The 13,906-nt window shown below is 67.1% G+C and carries 13 protein-coding genes and 2 pseudogenes; 4 read left to right on the top strand and 11 right to left on the bottom strand.

The features are described 5' to 3' along the window. Positions 1–169 precede the first annotated feature (169 nt). Both nosZ and FZ029_RS27660 read right to left on the bottom strand, forming a co-directional pair. Positions 170–2,119, bottom strand: coding sequence for a TAT-dependent nitrous-oxide reductase (gene nosZ / locus FZ029_RS27665; RefSeq protein WP_149272872.1), 1,950 nt, complete (start codon positions 2,117–2,119; stop codon positions 170–172). An 84-nt stretch (positions 2,120–2,203) separates the two neighbouring features. After that, on the bottom strand, positions 2,204–4,549 hold the full coding sequence (locus tag FZ029_RS27660; protein WP_149272871.1) for a NosR/NirI family protein: 2,346 nt from the start codon (positions 4,547–4,549) through the stop codon (positions 2,204–2,206). A gap of 285 nt (positions 4,550–4,834) precedes the next feature. On the opposite strand from FZ029_RS27660, the gene FZ029_RS27655 reads away from it, so the two are divergent. Then, entirely contained in the window at positions 4,835–4,951 is a 117-nt protein-coding gene (locus FZ029_RS27655) for a hypothetical protein (protein WP_149272870.1), read from the top strand. A 229-nt stretch (positions 4,952–5,180) separates the two neighbouring features. After that, positions 5,181–5,478 (top strand): annotated as a pseudogene (locus tag FZ029_RS33730) (hypothetical protein); the annotation flags it as partial. 178 nt (positions 5,479–5,656) lie between these two features. Here the strand turns inward: FZ029_RS33730 and FZ029_RS27640 are convergent. Together FZ029_RS27640 and FZ029_RS27635 are read right to left on the bottom strand one after the other, a co-directional pair. After that, positions 5,657–6,532, bottom strand: a complete 876-nt coding sequence (locus FZ029_RS27640) for a ParB/RepB/Spo0J family partition protein (protein ID WP_247892534.1) — start codon at positions 6,530–6,532, stop codon at positions 5,657–5,659. Further along, positions 6,522–7,520, bottom strand: a complete 999-nt coding sequence (locus FZ029_RS27635; RefSeq protein WP_247892533.1) for an AAA family ATPase — start codon at positions 7,518–7,520, stop codon at positions 6,522–6,524. Before FZ029_RS27635 ends, FZ029_RS27640 begins: the two co-directional genes overlap by 11 nt. 265 nt (positions 7,521–7,785) lie before the next feature. On the opposite strand from FZ029_RS27635, the gene FZ029_RS27630 reads away from it, so the two are divergent. Continuing rightward, entirely contained in the window at positions 7,786–8,238 is a 453-nt protein-coding gene (locus FZ029_RS27630) for an IS6 family transposase (RefSeq protein ID WP_149272867.1), read from the top strand. A 60-nt stretch (positions 8,239–8,298) separates the two neighbouring features. Here FZ029_RS27630 and FZ029_RS27625 read toward each other — a convergent pair whose 3' ends face one another. The 6 genes and pseudogenes from FZ029_RS27625 to FZ029_RS27600 form a co-directional block, all read right to left on the bottom strand. Then, positions 8,299–8,526: a TadE family protein gene (locus FZ029_RS27625; RefSeq protein WP_149272866.1), complete on the bottom strand. Its 228-nt coding sequence runs from the start codon at positions 8,524–8,526 to the stop codon at positions 8,299–8,301. Between the two features lie 7 nt (positions 8,527–8,533). Beyond that, positions 8,534–8,806: pseudogene (locus FZ029_RS27620) on the bottom strand (hypothetical protein); the annotation flags it as partial. A 12-nt stretch (positions 8,807–8,818) separates the two neighbouring features. Continuing rightward, entirely contained in the window at positions 8,819–9,649 is an 831-nt protein-coding gene (locus tag FZ029_RS27615; RefSeq protein WP_149272864.1) for a pilus assembly protein N-terminal domain-containing protein, read from the bottom strand. 12 nt (positions 9,650–9,661) lie between these two features. Further along, positions 9,662–9,874, bottom strand: coding sequence for a DDE-type integrase/transposase/recombinase (locus FZ029_RS33995; RefSeq protein WP_282184184.1), 213 nt, complete (start codon positions 9,872–9,874; stop codon positions 9,662–9,664). A gap of 46 nt (positions 9,875–9,920) precedes the next feature. Next, the gene (locus FZ029_RS27605) at positions 9,921–10,157 is read right to left on the bottom strand and encodes a 4-oxalocrotonate tautomerase family protein (protein ID WP_149272863.1); all 237 of its coding nucleotides are present in this window, start codon (positions 10,155–10,157) and stop codon (positions 9,921–9,923) included. Between the two features lie 41 nt (positions 10,158–10,198). After that, on the bottom strand, positions 10,199–10,909 hold the full coding sequence (locus FZ029_RS27600) for an SDR family oxidoreductase (RefSeq protein WP_149272862.1): 711 nt from the start codon (positions 10,907–10,909) through the stop codon (positions 10,199–10,201). 240 nt (positions 10,910–11,149) lie between these two features. Here FZ029_RS27600 and FZ029_RS27595 point away from each other — a divergent pair, with 240 nt between their 5' ends. Beyond that, positions 11,150–12,121 carry a transcriptional regulator GcvA gene (locus tag FZ029_RS27595; protein ID WP_149272861.1) on the top strand — a complete coding sequence of 324 codons (972 nt, stop codon included), beginning with the start codon at positions 11,150–11,152 and terminating at the stop codon, positions 12,119–12,121. A 137-nt stretch (positions 12,122–12,258) separates the two neighbouring features. Here FZ029_RS27595 and FZ029_RS27585 read toward each other — a convergent pair whose 3' ends face one another. After that, the gene (locus FZ029_RS27585; protein WP_188052077.1) at positions 12,259–13,770 is read right to left on the bottom strand and encodes a radical SAM protein; all 1,512 of its coding nucleotides are present in this window, start codon (positions 13,768–13,770) and stop codon (positions 12,259–12,261) included. Positions 13,771–13,906 lie beyond the last annotated feature (136 nt).

Below are 13,906 nucleotides of genomic sequence, written 5' to 3'. Positions count from 1 at the left end.
GAGATCCCCTCTCCCGTCCCGGGAGAGGGAGGGGCCCGCCGAAGGCGGGAGGGTGAGGGGGAGTTCAAGAAACCGGGGGTGCATGGTTCCTTGCATTCCCCCTCACCCTTCCCAAGCTCCGCTTGGGCCCCTTCCCTCTCCCGGGGCGGGAGAGGGAGATCCAGAGGGATCAGGTGGCGGTCGGCTCTACGATCATGCGGCCGGCCATTTCCATGTGGAGGGCGTGGCAGAACCACTGGCAGTAGTACCAGTGCACGCCCGGACGGTCGGCCGTGAAGGTGACCGAAGCGGTCGCCTGCGGGCCGACCTCCATGCAGACGCCGTGGTTCGTGATGCTGAAGCCATGGGTCAGGTCGTCGATGTCGTCCATGTTGGTCACATAGACGGTCACCTCGTCACCCTGCTTGACCGTGAACTCCTCCAGCCCGAAGGCCGGGGCACGCTGCCACATGTAGACGCGGACCTTGTTGCCGTCGCGGATGACCTTGGCGTCGTCCTCCAGCACCACGCCGTCCTTCTTGGCCTGCTGGCGCGCCTCTTCCCACAGCGGGTCGTTGCGGTCGTAGACCGAGCGCGGGTTCACCTTGGAACGGTGGACGATCAGCGTGTCGTGCGGCTCGGCGAAGGTGGGGCCGTCATGCACCACCCGCATCTCGTCGCCGGAGATGTCGATCAGCTGGTCGTTCTCCGGCTTCAGCGGGCCGACGTTGAGGAAGCGGTCCTTGGAGAACTTGTTCAGCGACACCAGCCACTTGCCGTCGGCCTCCTTGGTCTCGCCCATCGAGCTGTGGTTGTGGCCGGGCTGATACTGGACGTCCAGCTTCTGGACGATCGGGTCGATCTTCTCGCCCTTGAAGGCACGCCGCGCCTTGTCGATGTTCCACTTCACCAGCTGGCTGTCGAGGAACAGGGTGGTGTAGGCGTTGCCGCGGCCGTCATAGGCGGTGTGGAGCGGCCCGAGGCCCAGCTGCGGCTCGGCGACGACGACGTCGCGCGGCTTGATCTTGTCGTCGAACAGGTCGTCCAGCAGACGCACGTCGAACACGGTGACGGTCGGCGACAGCTTGCCGTTCACGGTGACGTGGATGCCGTCCGGAGCGGCGTTGATGCCGTGCGGGTTGGCGGGCACCGGGATATAGCGGGTGAAGGCGCTGCCGTGGCGGCCGTCGACCACCGGCACGCCGTTGACCAGCGGGATCTTGCCGGACTTCACCGCCTCGTCGATGCGCTTCAGGTTGAAGACGACGACCCAATCCTGCTCGGCGCTGGTCATCTCCGCCGCGGTGACGCCCTCTTCGGAGTCGTAGCAGGTGGAGAAGGCGTATTTGCCCTGATAGTCGGCGTCGGTGTTGTCGAGGTTGCCGTCGACCCAGACCTGCCACGCGATCTTCATCGTGTCGCCGTCGATGGCGGTGAAGTGCGACTTGTAGGCCTTCGGGTCGGTCAGGTTACGGCCGTCGTTCGGGGTCGGCACGCGCTGTTCGCCGTTGGCGAAGACATAGCCGGTGCGCGGGTAGCGCTGCGGGCGCAGACCGTGGATGGCGGCGGCGTTGGGGATCTCGATGATGGTGTCGGTCTTCATGATGTCGCAGCGGATGCGCGCGACACGGGTGTTGGCCTTGTCGTTGATGAAGATGTAACGGCCGTCATAGGTGCCGTCGGTGAAGGACATATGCGGGTGGTGGGCGTCGCCGTTCAGATAGATGCCGCCGCGCGATGCCAGGAACTTCTTGGTTTCCGGCAGCATGTGCTCGGTCAGGATCTTCCGGCTCTCGTTGGTCATGCCCCAGCCGGTGGCGGAGCAGCGGTTGAAGACCGGAATGCGCATCAGCTCGCGCATCGACGGAAGGCCGAGGATGCGGACTTCGCCGGAATGCCCGCCGGAATGGAAGGCGTAGTATTCGTCGAGATCGCCCGGCTTCACCTCGGCGTTGAGGTGGCCCGCCTGCGGGGTTGCCGCCAGCGCCGAGGAGGCGCCGAAGAGCGCGCTGCCCGCGATGCCGCTGGCGGAGGCGCCGCCGACGGCACCGGTCAGGCCGGCGAGCGCTGCCGCCTTCGCCGTTCCGCCCAGAAGCGCACGGCGGTTGACGCCTGCCGTATTGTTCGTCTCGTTCGACATGGTCTACTCCTTCGCTGACCCCGCTTTGGGGCTTTCAAGGACCCGTTGTGGCCGGGCCCGGTTATGGGGATGAGGGGATGGTGGTCAGGACTGGTGCGGCCGGAGCGTCAGCCGGCCGGTGGCCGGGTCGGCGGTGGGCACCGTGCTGCGGGCGCTGACGGTCGTGGGGGCGCCGGCGGGGGCCGGTTGGGCCGCGGCCGCGGCTTCCTTTTCCGCCGCCAGACGGGCCTCGGCGGCCTGCCACTTCTCGCGCTTCTGCCGCTTCTGGATCATGACCGGGCATTTGTGGTCGTGGTGGTAGAGCATCTGGCAGTGCAGGCATTGGATGCATTCGTTGGGGTTGATCGAGCCGTCGGGGTGGATGGCCTGGACCGGGCATTCGTTGCCGCAACGCTGGCAGGGGCTGCCGCATTCCTTGTAGCGGCGCAGCCAGTCGAACATCCGCAGCCGGCCGGGGATCGCCAGCGCCGCACCCAGCGGGCAGAGATAGCGGCAGAAGAAGCGTTCGATGAACAGGCCGGCCGCCAGCAGCGCCACGGCGAAGGCGACGAACCACCAGTCGCGGACGAAATGCAGGATGATGGCGGTCTTGAACGGCTCGATCTCCGCCGCCTTTTCCGCCGTGCCCAAGGATTGCAGCGACAGGGCGAACAGCATCAGGAAGATGATGTATTTGATCGGCCACAGACGCTGGTGCAGGCCGAAGGGCACGGTGATCTGGCGGATGCCGATCTTCTTCGCCGCCTTCGACAGCAGTTCCTGCAGCGAGCCGAACGGGCAGAGCCAGCCGCAGAAGGCGCCCCGGCCCCAGAACAGCAGCGATGCCGCCACCGAGAACCACAGGATGAACACCAGCGGGTCCATCATGAAATAGTCCCAGCGGAAGTCGGTGCGCAGCGCGTTGGCGAAGGTCAGGACATTGACGACCGACAGCTGAGCCGTGGCGTACCAGCCGAGCCAGACCAGGGTGAAGACCAGATAGGCCATCCGCACCCGCTCATACAGCTTCGGGCGCCTGGTCAGCTGGTCCTGGAAGAAGAAGATGCCGGTCAGCAGCAGGATGGCGGCGGACAGGATGGCGACATCGACCTTGCGGTTCTGCCAGATGCGCTGCCACAGCGGCGTTTCGGCGGCTTCCTCCGCCTCCGCCGCGCCGGCGGCCTGGATAGCGGCGCTGTGGCTGGCGGATTGGGCGGACGCCGGTGCGGCCGATGTTGGGGCCAGGGGGGCGGCGGGCTTTTCGGCCTTCAGGAATTTGTCGGGCGGCTGATAGCCGAGGTCGAAGGTGACGAACACCTTGTCGAGCGCGGCGATGGCGCGCTGGACCAGCAGCTGGAGGCGCCAGGGGTCGGCCGGGTTGAACTCCGCCTTCTCCGGCAGGACGAACAGGCCGATCTCCGGGAAATCGGGGGCGCCGGCGGCGGCGATGGCGCCCAGGCGCTTGTGCATCTTGTCGCGGAAGCGGACGGAGCCCTCGTGCTGCACCAGCTCGATGCGGTCGAAGATGCCGCCGCGGACATAGCCCGACCCCTTGAAGGAATAGCGCCCCTGCCCCGCCACCAGGATCGCCTGCTGGCCGGGCTTCAGCTGCCTGGTCAGGGTTTCGTATTCCGCATCGCCCAGCAGCGAGCGGCCGATGGTGGGGATGCTGACCAGGGCGGCGTAGAGGTCGATGAAGGTCTCGTCGGGGCTGCCGGCCTCGGCGCGGGCGATGGCCTCCGCCTTGCCGGTCTTCTCGAAGGCGGCGTTCACCTCCCCCACCGACAGGGTCAGGCGGCGCACCGATCCGTCGCCGATCAGGGTCGCCCAGTCCTCCACCCCGGTCTTCGACAGGTCGATGGTCCGGGTCACCGTCTGTTCCGCCTCCGGCGCACCCTGCCCCAGCGCCTGCATCACCTTCTTGCCGGAGCGGATGATGGAATCGCCGATGACCATCACCGTCACCGTCGCACCCGACACGATGTCCACCGGCGGGCTGGCGGCGCTCTGGGTGGCGAGCGTCAGCACGTTCTTGCCGACATAGCCGTTGATGAAGCCGTTGATGCGGGCCGGCGGGATGCCGATCAGCACGATGGGTTCGTGATGATCCATCAGCCGGGCGCCGGTCACCGTGCCGTCCGCCGCCAGCCCGACCACCACGTCGATCGGCCGGCCGGAATAGCCGGTGGTGTTGACGAAGTCGGAGGTCAGATAGGCATGGCCGACCACCGCATCGCCCTTGTAGACCGGGACGGTGGGGACGTTGGGGGTCGCCTGGCCGAAACGGTCGGCGCCGGGGACGAGGTCGGACGGCTGCAGCTTCGCCAGATAGGGCAGCAGCCGGCCGCTGTCGGCGGCCTGGGCCGCGGCGATGCCGGTCAGCAGCATGAGGGCGGCGACCAGGGCCGATCCCACCCAACGTTGCAAGCGCGTGAACCTCACGACGGCCATCCTCCGGCTTTCGCCCTTCGGCTTCGGTGTTTAGTCTTGGTGTTTCGGAGGCATGAAAGCGCGCGGCGGCGGGGGAGTTCTTGACCGTGGTCAAGAGTTAGGCAGATCGGCGGTCGAATTGCGCCAGATCAGCAACTATTGGGGGAGGTTGTGGTTGGCGGGGCGTGATGTGCCCTCTCCCCCGATGGAATACCTCCTAGGGGCAGGATCCACGGGCGAGACGTTTCCAGCAATTTGCGGTTGGAACGGTCAGCCCGAGATAAAGCGGAAGGCCGCATCCCATGAGTGCAGCCTGGCAGGCCAGTCCAGGCCGCACCGTCGATCGCGGTCGTCGGCGGCTATGGCTTCATCGTCTGGATGTCGCAGATGATCCTGGGCCCGCCCGGTCCGCCGCCGGTCTGACGGAGGAACCGTTCCATGGCCGACAATGGCTTAGGCGGAGGAACGATAGACCGCGGAGGATCGACCGGGGAAGACGCGGCCCCCTGCGCGGGCGGCCGGCGGCGGAGCCGGCACCCATCTATCCCCCCTGATCCCGTCCCGATTATTTCATCTTGCACTGCGCCCGTTGCTGCGCCTGTGCCGCGGCCTGTCCGGAGGCGATCCTGCGCCCCGGCGACGGCGGCTATCCTATGCCGCGACGAAGCTGATGCGGGCCGGCTTCCGCACCAACAACTGGACCCCAGTGCCAGCCATTGCATGGCGTCGGCCGCCGTCGCCTTCATGCTGTGGGGCTCCAACATGGCTGCGATGCACCCCATCCTGTGGACGCGCATTACCGACCGCCGGCTGGCGCATCGACATGCGAATATTGCACGGCGGAACTGACCGGGAGAATCTCCCAGCCGGGGAACGGTCCCTTCGGCCAACCATCGGCCTGCGGCACCGCGCGCGAGGTGGGGACCTTCGCCCACCGCCTGCCCGACATGCAGGGGGTGCCGCCGGGATGGAGCGAGGTGCCCGACAACCCGCAGAAGCTGATCGGGCATCGGCTGGCGAATGCGGGCGGGGAGGGGAGATAGCTTTCTCTCCCGCTTCCGACGCCGCTGGGACATCACTGGTCGGAATCCGACCACCCTTCTTGCGGTGGTCGGATTCCGACCAGTCTTACTTTCCGGCGTCGGCCAGGATGGCGTCGATGGCGGTGCGCATGTCGGCCAGCGCCTGACGGTCGGTGTCGGACAGCGGCTGAGGCTTGGCCTGAAGCTCCTGCAGCACGTCGCGGGCCTGGAAGACCGGCTTGGCGGCGCGCCGGGGCAGGGCGCTGGAGGCGACGCCGGCGGGGGTGCCGACCGGTTCGCGCCTGGGCTGGGCGGCGGCCGGGGAGGGCGGGGAGCCGGCCTCGGCGCGCTTCAGCTTTTCCCAGGCGCGGACCTGTTCGTCCTGACCGTCAATGGCGGCCAGCGCCTCCAGCTTCGCCTTGGTCGGGCGGAGCAGGGGATAGTCCTCGCGGATCGCCGGGGCCAGACGCTGGAAGGACAGCATCATGGTGACGTAGGTCTTCTTGCGGCCCAGCGCCTCGGCAAGCTGGCGGTGGGAGTAGCCGTGCCGTTCGGCCAGCCGGGCCAGCGCGTCGGATTCCTCCAGCGGGTTCAGGTCGCTGCGCTGGAGGTTCTCGACGATGGCGATCTCCTCGTCGTCGTCGCCGGTGAACAGGATGCCGAAGATGGTCTCCCGTCCCAGGAGCCGCATCGCCCGCAGCCGCCGCTCGCCATAGACCAGCTGCCAGCTGTCGTCGGCGGTCTGGCGCACGCCGATCGGTTGCTGCAACCCGTGACGTTCGATGGAGGCGGCCAGCCCGCGCAGTTCCTCCTCGTCGAACTCGCGGCGCGGCTGGTTCGGGTTGGGAGCGATGCGGTCGACCGGCACCTCGACCAGATGCGGCGCGTGGCGGCTGAGGCCGAACAGCGCGTCCTTCATCCTTGCGGCTGCGGTGGCGCTCTGCGCCGGCTTGGTTGCCTTGCCGAGAAGACTACGCGACACGGTCGACCTCCTTGATGCGGGCGGTGCGTTCCTCGACCAGGGCGGAGGCGACGTCGCGATAGACGGCGGCGCCGGCCACGTCCGGCATCGCTTCCACCGCCGCGCGGCCGACCGAGGTCGCCTGGGCATAGACCGACGCCTTCGGCACCGGATCGAACACCCGCAGATGCGGGCCGTACTGTTCCTGGATCTGCTCCAGAACCTCGCGGTCGTTGCGTTCCCGCTGCTTGAAGATGGTTGGCACGATGCCGAGCACCCCAAGGGCGGTGTTCATCCGCCGCCGGATCTTCGCGACGTTCTCTAGCAGGAAGGCCATGCCGAGCAGGCTGAACTTCTCGGTCTGGCAGGGGATGATCGCGGTGTGGGCGGCGACCATGGCGTTCTTGGTCAGCTCGCCGATGTTGGGCGGCGTGTCGATGACGATGAAGTCGAAGCTGCGCTTCGCTGCGGCGATCTTCTCCTTCATGATGAAGTCGCCGCCGGCTTCCTTGCCCAGTTCCACTTCCGTCTCGGCAAGGCGGATGGAGGAGGGGGCGACGCGCAGGCCGCTCTCCGGCACGGTGACCAGGATGTCGTCCAGTTCCAGGTCGCCATGCATGACGTAGTAGAGGGTCTTGCCCTCCGTCTCCATCGTGTAGGAATCGATGCCGAGATGCTGGGTGGCATTGGCCTGCGGATCGCAGTCGATCAGCATGGTGGAATAGCCGGAGAGCGCCAGCGCCGAGGCGATGTTCACCGCCGACACCGTCTTGGCGCAGCCGCCCTTCTGGTTGGCCACGACGACGACCAGGGCAGGGCCGCCCAGCCTTTCCGGCTCCGGCCCGGCGATCTCGCGCGTCATCAGCGCATCGACGGCCGCCGGGATGCGTTCGGCGTCGTTTTCCCAGCGGCTGATCTTCTGCTTGTCATAGCGGCGCTGCAGCCGCCCGTTCAGCCAGACGGCGAATTCGGACTGCGACAGTCCTTTCGCTTCCCGTTGGGTTCGCAACTCCTCGCCCTTCACCGTCCCCTCCCCAGCATGAACAGGGCGGGAGGGTAGGGGTAGACGCTACAATGGTCAAGGAAGCCGTTGGGGGACCGTGGCGGGTTCCGTCGCAAAGTCTGGATGGAACCATGAAATCTTACGGGAGCACCCATGTAACGCACTCGCTGGAACCATAAAATGGTTCGCTACCCCCGGTATCTGAAATAGGTTTTCGGGCATTGTCACACCAACGACGGTGGCCCGGCGGCTGTGACGGTAATCTCACCGAATGTCGCCGCTCTCGTTTGCCCGCCAGCAGTTCCCGCCTGCGATCATCCAGCATGCAATCTGGCTCTATCTCCGGTTCACGCCGAGCTACCGGGGTGTCGAGGAACTGCTGGCGGTATGTGGGATCGAGGTGTCTTACGAGACGGTCCGGCGTTGGGTGGTGAAGTTCGGGCCGGCCATCGCCGGCAACCTGTGGCGCCTCCGGCCCAAGCCCAGCCCGCGCTGGCATCCGGACGAGATGGTGATCAGGGGCAGCAGAAAGCTGATGTACTTATGGCGGGAAGGTGATGACGAAGGCGAGGTGTTGCAGGTGCTCGTCCAGCGCCATCTGGTCTCCCGCCGCACCCTGCACACCTTCCGGGCACAGGCCGTGGCCGACTGGCAGGCCGCGACCGCCGCGGCGCGAACCAGTTGCGAATTTCGCAATTCCTACTTGCCGACTCAGTTGCCGTGACAAAGCCTCGCGCTCTCATCAAATGGGATCACTCACGAGGATCGGGGGGCGTCCATCCCATCAACACCCGACAGAACCCTTGTAGCTGCCGGATGCCAGCCAATCGGTGTGGCTGGGACCGATGTTGATCTCGGCGGCGTGGTTCAGCAGGCCGTCCACCGTCATCGCGTAACTGCATTCGGCCAGCGCCACCATCGTCGCAATCAGCACCGGCGCGATCAGCGCCAGCTCCAGCGTGGTGGTTCCCCGGCGTTCGGCCAACGGCACCGTGTTGCGCATCGCCATCATGCCCGCCTCACCGCGTCGCCATCGGGCGCACCGTGTCGTAAAAGGCGAGGTTCGCGCGAACCCCGGCGTCGTCGAGGTCGAGATGGGCGGTTCGCGCCGCCTCCTCCGCATGCAACAGCCCGGCCATGGCGAAGCTCTGGCCGCTCGCCAGTTCGATGGTGGTTTCGGCGCGGCGCACGGTCAGGCCGGGGATGCGGATGCCGTCGCTGACCTCCGGGCGGACGCGCATGCTGATCTGGCCGCCGGCCAGCACGGTCGGCACGAAATCCAGGCTGACGCCGTATTTTTTGAACTATATGGTGGTGGTGCGGTCGGCCTGGGCAACCGGGATGGGAAACTCCCCGCCCGACAGGAAGCTGGCCGTTTCGCCCGACAGGGCCGTCAGGTTCGGCTCGGCCAGAACGGTGATCAGCCCGTCCTCGGCCAGCGCGTCGACCACCGCGTTCACATCGACCTTGCCGCCGTTCGAGCGATAGGAACCGCCGAGCGAACTGGTGGGCGGCGTCGCCCGCACGAGATTTCCGGCGGCGTCCAGGATGCCGCGGCCGCTGGCGATGCCGAAGGCGAAGGAGCCGAGGTTGAACATGCCGTTGAAGTTGAACCCCAATTCCTTGGTGATCTGCCGCGACACCTCGGCGACGCGGACACGCAGGTTGACCACCGTCTGGCCCTGCCCGACGTAGCGCTCCGCCAGTTCGCCGATGTGACGCGCGGCTGCCGGCGAGGCGACCGAGCCGGTCAGCGCGATTCCGGTGCTGGTGCTCTGCACGTCGATGGCCGCCTCGGGAAGCTGGGCCGACAGCTTCGCCCGCAGGTCGGTGATCGGCAGGGTGACGACGACGGTGAAGGACGGCAGTTGCTTGTTGTCGATCGACAGCGCATGGACGCTGGCCCGGCCCGGCGCCTTGGCGATGATGAAGAAGGCTTGCGGCCCGGATGGCTGGACGTCGGCGATCTCGGGGGCCGAAGTGAAGACGCTGGACGCCGGGGACGGCAGGCTGACCGGCTGGCCGCCGCCGACCTCCAGCGTGATCTCGCGCGGGCGGGTCAGGGCCATCGCGCCGCCATCCCGCAGCGGTGGAACGGCGGCAAGGGCGAGCCGGGCTGATTTGAACGTCTTCATATGCCGCTCGCGTCATCGGGTCGGCTGGTGGGAGACTTCGCAGGTGTTGTTCAGATACCGACTTTGTCGGTGCCCGCCCCCGAGCTTCAGCTCCTTCTTCGCCGCCGCATAGGATTTCAGTTTGTCCGTCACGACGACGCGCGGGGTGTAGCGCAAGGCTTTCGGCAGCTTGCGGAAGAAGCGCTTAGCCCGAATACAGTTGCAGGGAAACCGGGCGCGGTTCACCCCAAAGGGGAGGGGGCTTCTTCGCGGTTGACCGCCGGGCGGCGGTTCAAGACGTCTTGCCCGCCGTTTGGCGCCGGTATTCCTCAACCGGTAACCCGCCCACACCCCAGTTCTCCATGGGAACTTCGTCGATCACGACAAAGGTCGCCGCGTGCGGCTTGTTCAGCACCTCGAACAACAGGTCGCTGACACCCTTGATCAGGGTCGCCTTCTGCTCCGGCGTCGCGCCGGTTGCGCCGGGGCTCGTGCCCTCGCGGGTGATCTGGATGTTCACGTACGGCATCGGGTGCGTCCTTTCCGTTTGATGGCGTTACCGCCAGGGCCTTACCAGCGACCGGCATGCTGCCCGCCGTCGACGTGCAGCGTTTCACCGGTGACGAAGTTGGCGGAGTCGAGGTAGAGCACCGCGTCCACGATGTCCTGAATGTCGCCCAGGCGGCCCACCGGGTGCAGAGCGGCCAGGAATTCGTGCGTTTCCGGGGCGTGCATCGGCGTCTTGATGATGCCCGGCGACACCGCGTTCACGCGGATGCCCTTGCCGGCGTATTCGATGGCGAGCGAGCGGACAACCGCGTCCAAGCCGCCCTTGGTCAGGGATGCCAGCGCCGCGGGCACGCTGGCCAGCGGCTGTTCCACCAACGTGGTGGTGATGTTGACGATGTGCCCGCCGCCCTGGTTCAGCATCTGCGCCGCGGCCAACTGGGACACATGGAAGAAGCCGGTCAGGTTGGTGGCGACGACCCCCGCGTAGTCGGCTGCGGTGTATTCGGTGAAGGGCTTGGCGACGAAGATGCCGGCGTTGTTGACCAACGTGTCGATGCGCCCGAAGCGTTCGCGGGCAGTGTCCACCAGGCGCTTGGCGGTGTCCGGGTCGGCGACGTCGCCGCCGACGGTCACGACGTTCGGATCGTCGCTGGCCTTGATGGAGCGGGAATTGGCGACGACGGCGAAACCGCGCTCGCGGAAGCCCGCCACCAGACCCGCACCGATGCCCTGCGACGCGCCGGTGATCAGCGCAACCCTCTGCGTGCTCATGATGGATCCTTTGGGTTCGAACAAGGGGCGTGTGTGGATGACCCGCCACCCGCGGGTCGTTTTCCGCCCCTTGGCGTGGATTGAAACGATGAGAAATTCTGTTGTGAGGCGGGAACCGGAGGACCGTCGAAACTTGCGACCGCGTTGTCTTGCCGTCCCGCTTTCGCATTGAAAAATGCCGCAGGACGCGTAGAACGGCAAACGAGCTTTCCTCATCGAATCGACAAGGTGGGTTTGTCGATGTCACGACCGTTGCTGCCCCTCAGTGGGTTCCGCGCCTTCGAGGCCGCCGCCCGCCACCTCAGTTTCGCCCGGGCCGCGGAAGAATTGCGCGTCACCCCGGCGGCGATCAGCCATCAGGTGCGGACGCTGGAGGATTATCTCGGCGTGCCGCTGTTCCGACGCAGCGGCCGACGCGTGCTGCTGACGGAGGCGGGGCAGATCCTGCTGCCGGATCTGCGGCGCAGCTTCGACCTGATGGAGGCCGCCATGGGGCAGGTCAAGCGGCTGGCCGCGGGCGGCGTCCTGACGGTCAGCATGTCGCCGTCCTTCGCGGCCAAATGGCTGATGCCGCGCATCGAGCATTTTCGGACGCGCCACCCCGACATCGACCTGCGCATCGACGCGGACGTGCGGCTGGTGGATTTTTCCGCCAACGAGGTGGACATCGTCATCCGCTATGGTCCCGGCTCCTACCCCGGCCTGAAAAGCGTGCTGTTGTTCGAGGAGGAACTGTTTCCGGTGTGCAGCCCGCGGCTGCTGTCCGGCGCCGTTCCGTTGCGGAGCATGGACGACTTGCGGCACCATACGCTGCTGCACGACGAGACGATCAATCTCGCAGGGCCGATCCCGTCATGGCGGGTCTGGCTGCAAACGGTCGGGCTGGAGCAGGCCATCGACCTCAACCGGGGACTGCGCTTCAATTCCTCGGTGACGGCGACCCAGGCGGCCGTCGGCGGGCATGGGGTGCTGCTGGGGCGCAGCCTGATCGTTGCCGACGATCTCTCGGCCGGGCGGCTGGTCCGCCCCTTTGCGGAGTCCTGCCCGGCGGGGTTCGGCTATTACCTCGTGTATCCGCCCCAGGTCGCGTCGCGGGCGAACGTCCACGCCTTCGTCGACTGGATCATTGAGGAAGCAGCCGGGGAGGCAACTCTTCCGCAAGGCGCTGAAGCAGGCGCATACGGTGAAACCGCGCACCCTCACGATGGATAAGATTGCCGCCTGCCCGAGTGCGGCCAAGACGACGAAGAAGAACGGCGAGCTGTGGCGCTTCGCAAAGCTGCGCCAAATGAAGTACATGAACGATATTGTTGAGCAGGATCACCGACGGATCAAACGGGCGGTCCGGCTCACCCGGCGGCACTCCCGGCGGTGGCGCCGAGCATGTGCCGGATCTGGGCATAGCGGCCCAGCGCCCCCAACACCTCCGCCTGGGCGTCGGGTCTGAAGCGGGCGGCGGTCATGGCGTCGAGGATCATCTGCCTTTCGGCGGGGCCGAAGCCGGACAACCGTTTCAGCACGCTGCGCAGCAGCGGCGACAGCGGGATCGGCTGCGGTGCCTGCGCGGGACGGTTCGCTCCACCGTACGCCTCCAGGAACTTCGCGATCCGGCGGCCGTAGGCGGCCGGGCTATAGATGTCGGCGCACAGCCGCGCCAGCCCGTCGAGCAGGTCCCGCCGGCTCATCCGCGCCGGGTGGATGTTGGTGGTGAACGGGTTGGCCGCACTCTGCGCGGCGTCGCCGGCCAGCCGCCCCTCGGCGGCGAGACGGTCGTGGAGCGGGGTGCCCGGCGGCGCCACCAGCGCGCCCACCGACAGCACCGGCACCGGGCAATCCATGATGAAGCCGGCCAGCCGGTCGAAGATGTCGGGCCCGTCGGCGTCGAAACCGACGATGATGCCGCCGGACACCGCGATGCCGTGCGACAGGATGGTGGCCAGCGCGTCCGAGGTCGACTGGTACAGGTTCTGCAGCTTGCCGGACTGGCGCAGGCTGTCCTCGTTGATCGTCTCGATACCGATGAAGACGTTGTCCAGCCCGGCCGCCTTGCAGGCCGCCATCAGATCGGCGTCGCGGGCGAGGTCGATCGACACCTGGGTCATGAAGCGCATCGGCGCGTCGGCATGCGCCTCATTCCACCGCCGCAGGGCCGTCAGCATGTCGTGCGCGCGGCTGCGGTAGACGGTGAAGTTGTCGTCGGCCAGGAAGACGCTGCGGTAGCCGTGGCGGTGCAGGACATCCAGTTCGGCGATCACCTGATCCGGATCCTTGTGGCGCTGCTTGCGGCCGAGATACTGGATGACGTCGCAGAAATCGCACTGGAAGGGACAGCCGCGCGAGGTCTGGATCGCCCCCATGTTGGCGCTCTCGTTGGGATAGAGGTCCCAGCGCGGCAGGGGAGAGTGTCGAAGGTCGGGACGCGTCCCCTCATAGCGGTCGCGCGGCCGGCCGGCGGCCAGATCGGCGAACAGCTCCGCCGCGATGTCCTCGATCTCGCCGGTGACCAGCACGTCGGCGTGGGGGCGCACATCCTCCGGGCTGAGCGAGGCATAGGAGCCGCCGATCACTACCCGCCGTCCCATCGCGCGGTAGCGGTCGGCCAACTGCAGCATGCGGTTGCGCTGGGACGACTTGCCGGTGATCGCGACGATGTCGGCGTCCTCGGCGGTGGGGCGGTCCGGCAGCGGCGTGATCGCTTCGTCGGTCAGGCGGATGTCCCAGTCCGGCGGCACGAAGGCGGCCAGGGTGGTGGTCGACAGGTCGGCCACCGAGCTGCGCCCGCCAAGTCCCCAGGCTGCGAAGAAATCGGCCGTGTGGTAGCCGGGAAAATCCGCCGCCGGATTGATGATGTGAATGCGCACCAGCGCCCGCTCCTGTCCGGCCGATACCCGATCCGCCCATCTGGATAAGGACCTGAACAATCACCGGCAGGCAAGGTTTTGCTGCGCCGCCCGGTTTGTCCGGCGCCCGCCGATCCGCCGTATCGGGTCCGGCGGC

Origin of the sequence: Azospirillum sp. Sh1 (genome assembly GCF_008365135.1) — a bacterium.
GTDB classification, from domain to species: Bacteria; Pseudomonadota; Alphaproteobacteria; order Azospirillales; family Azospirillaceae; genus Azospirillum; species Azospirillum oryzae.
This window is presented reverse-complemented; position numbering and strand designations above follow the sequence as displayed.

Bases quoted from the DNA above. Each gene is read 5' to 3' on its own strand.
- FZ029_RS27625 (WP_149272866.1), bottom strand. From the start codon at position 8,526: ATGATGGCGATGCGCAACACGGTGCCGTTGGCCGAACGCCGGGGAACC.
- FZ029_RS27660 (WP_149272871.1), bottom strand. From the start codon at position 4,549: ATGGCCGTCGTGAGGTTCACGCGCTTGCAACGTTGGGTGGGATCGGCC.
- FZ029_RS27630 (WP_149272867.1), top strand. From the start codon at position 7,786: ATGTCGCCGCTCTCGTTTGCCCGCCAGCAGTTCCCGCCTGCGATCATC.
- FZ029_RS27600 (WP_149272862.1), bottom strand. From the start codon at position 10,909: ATGAGCACGCAGAGGGTTGCGCTGATCACCGGCGCGTCGCAGGGCATC.
- FZ029_RS27595 (WP_149272861.1), top strand. From the start codon at position 11,150: ATGTCACGACCGTTGCTGCCCCTCAGTGGGTTCCGCGCCTTCGAGGCC.
- FZ029_RS27615 (WP_149272864.1), bottom strand. From the start codon at position 9,649: ATGAAGACGTTCAAATCAGCCCGGCTCGCCCTTGCCGCCGTTCCACCG.
- FZ029_RS27605 (WP_149272863.1), bottom strand. From the start codon at position 10,157: ATGCCGTACGTGAACATCCAGATCACCCGCGAGGGCACGAGCCCCGGC.
- nosZ (WP_149272872.1), bottom strand. From the start codon at position 2,119: ATGTCGAACGAGACGAACAATACGGCAGGCGTCAACCGCCGTGCGCTT.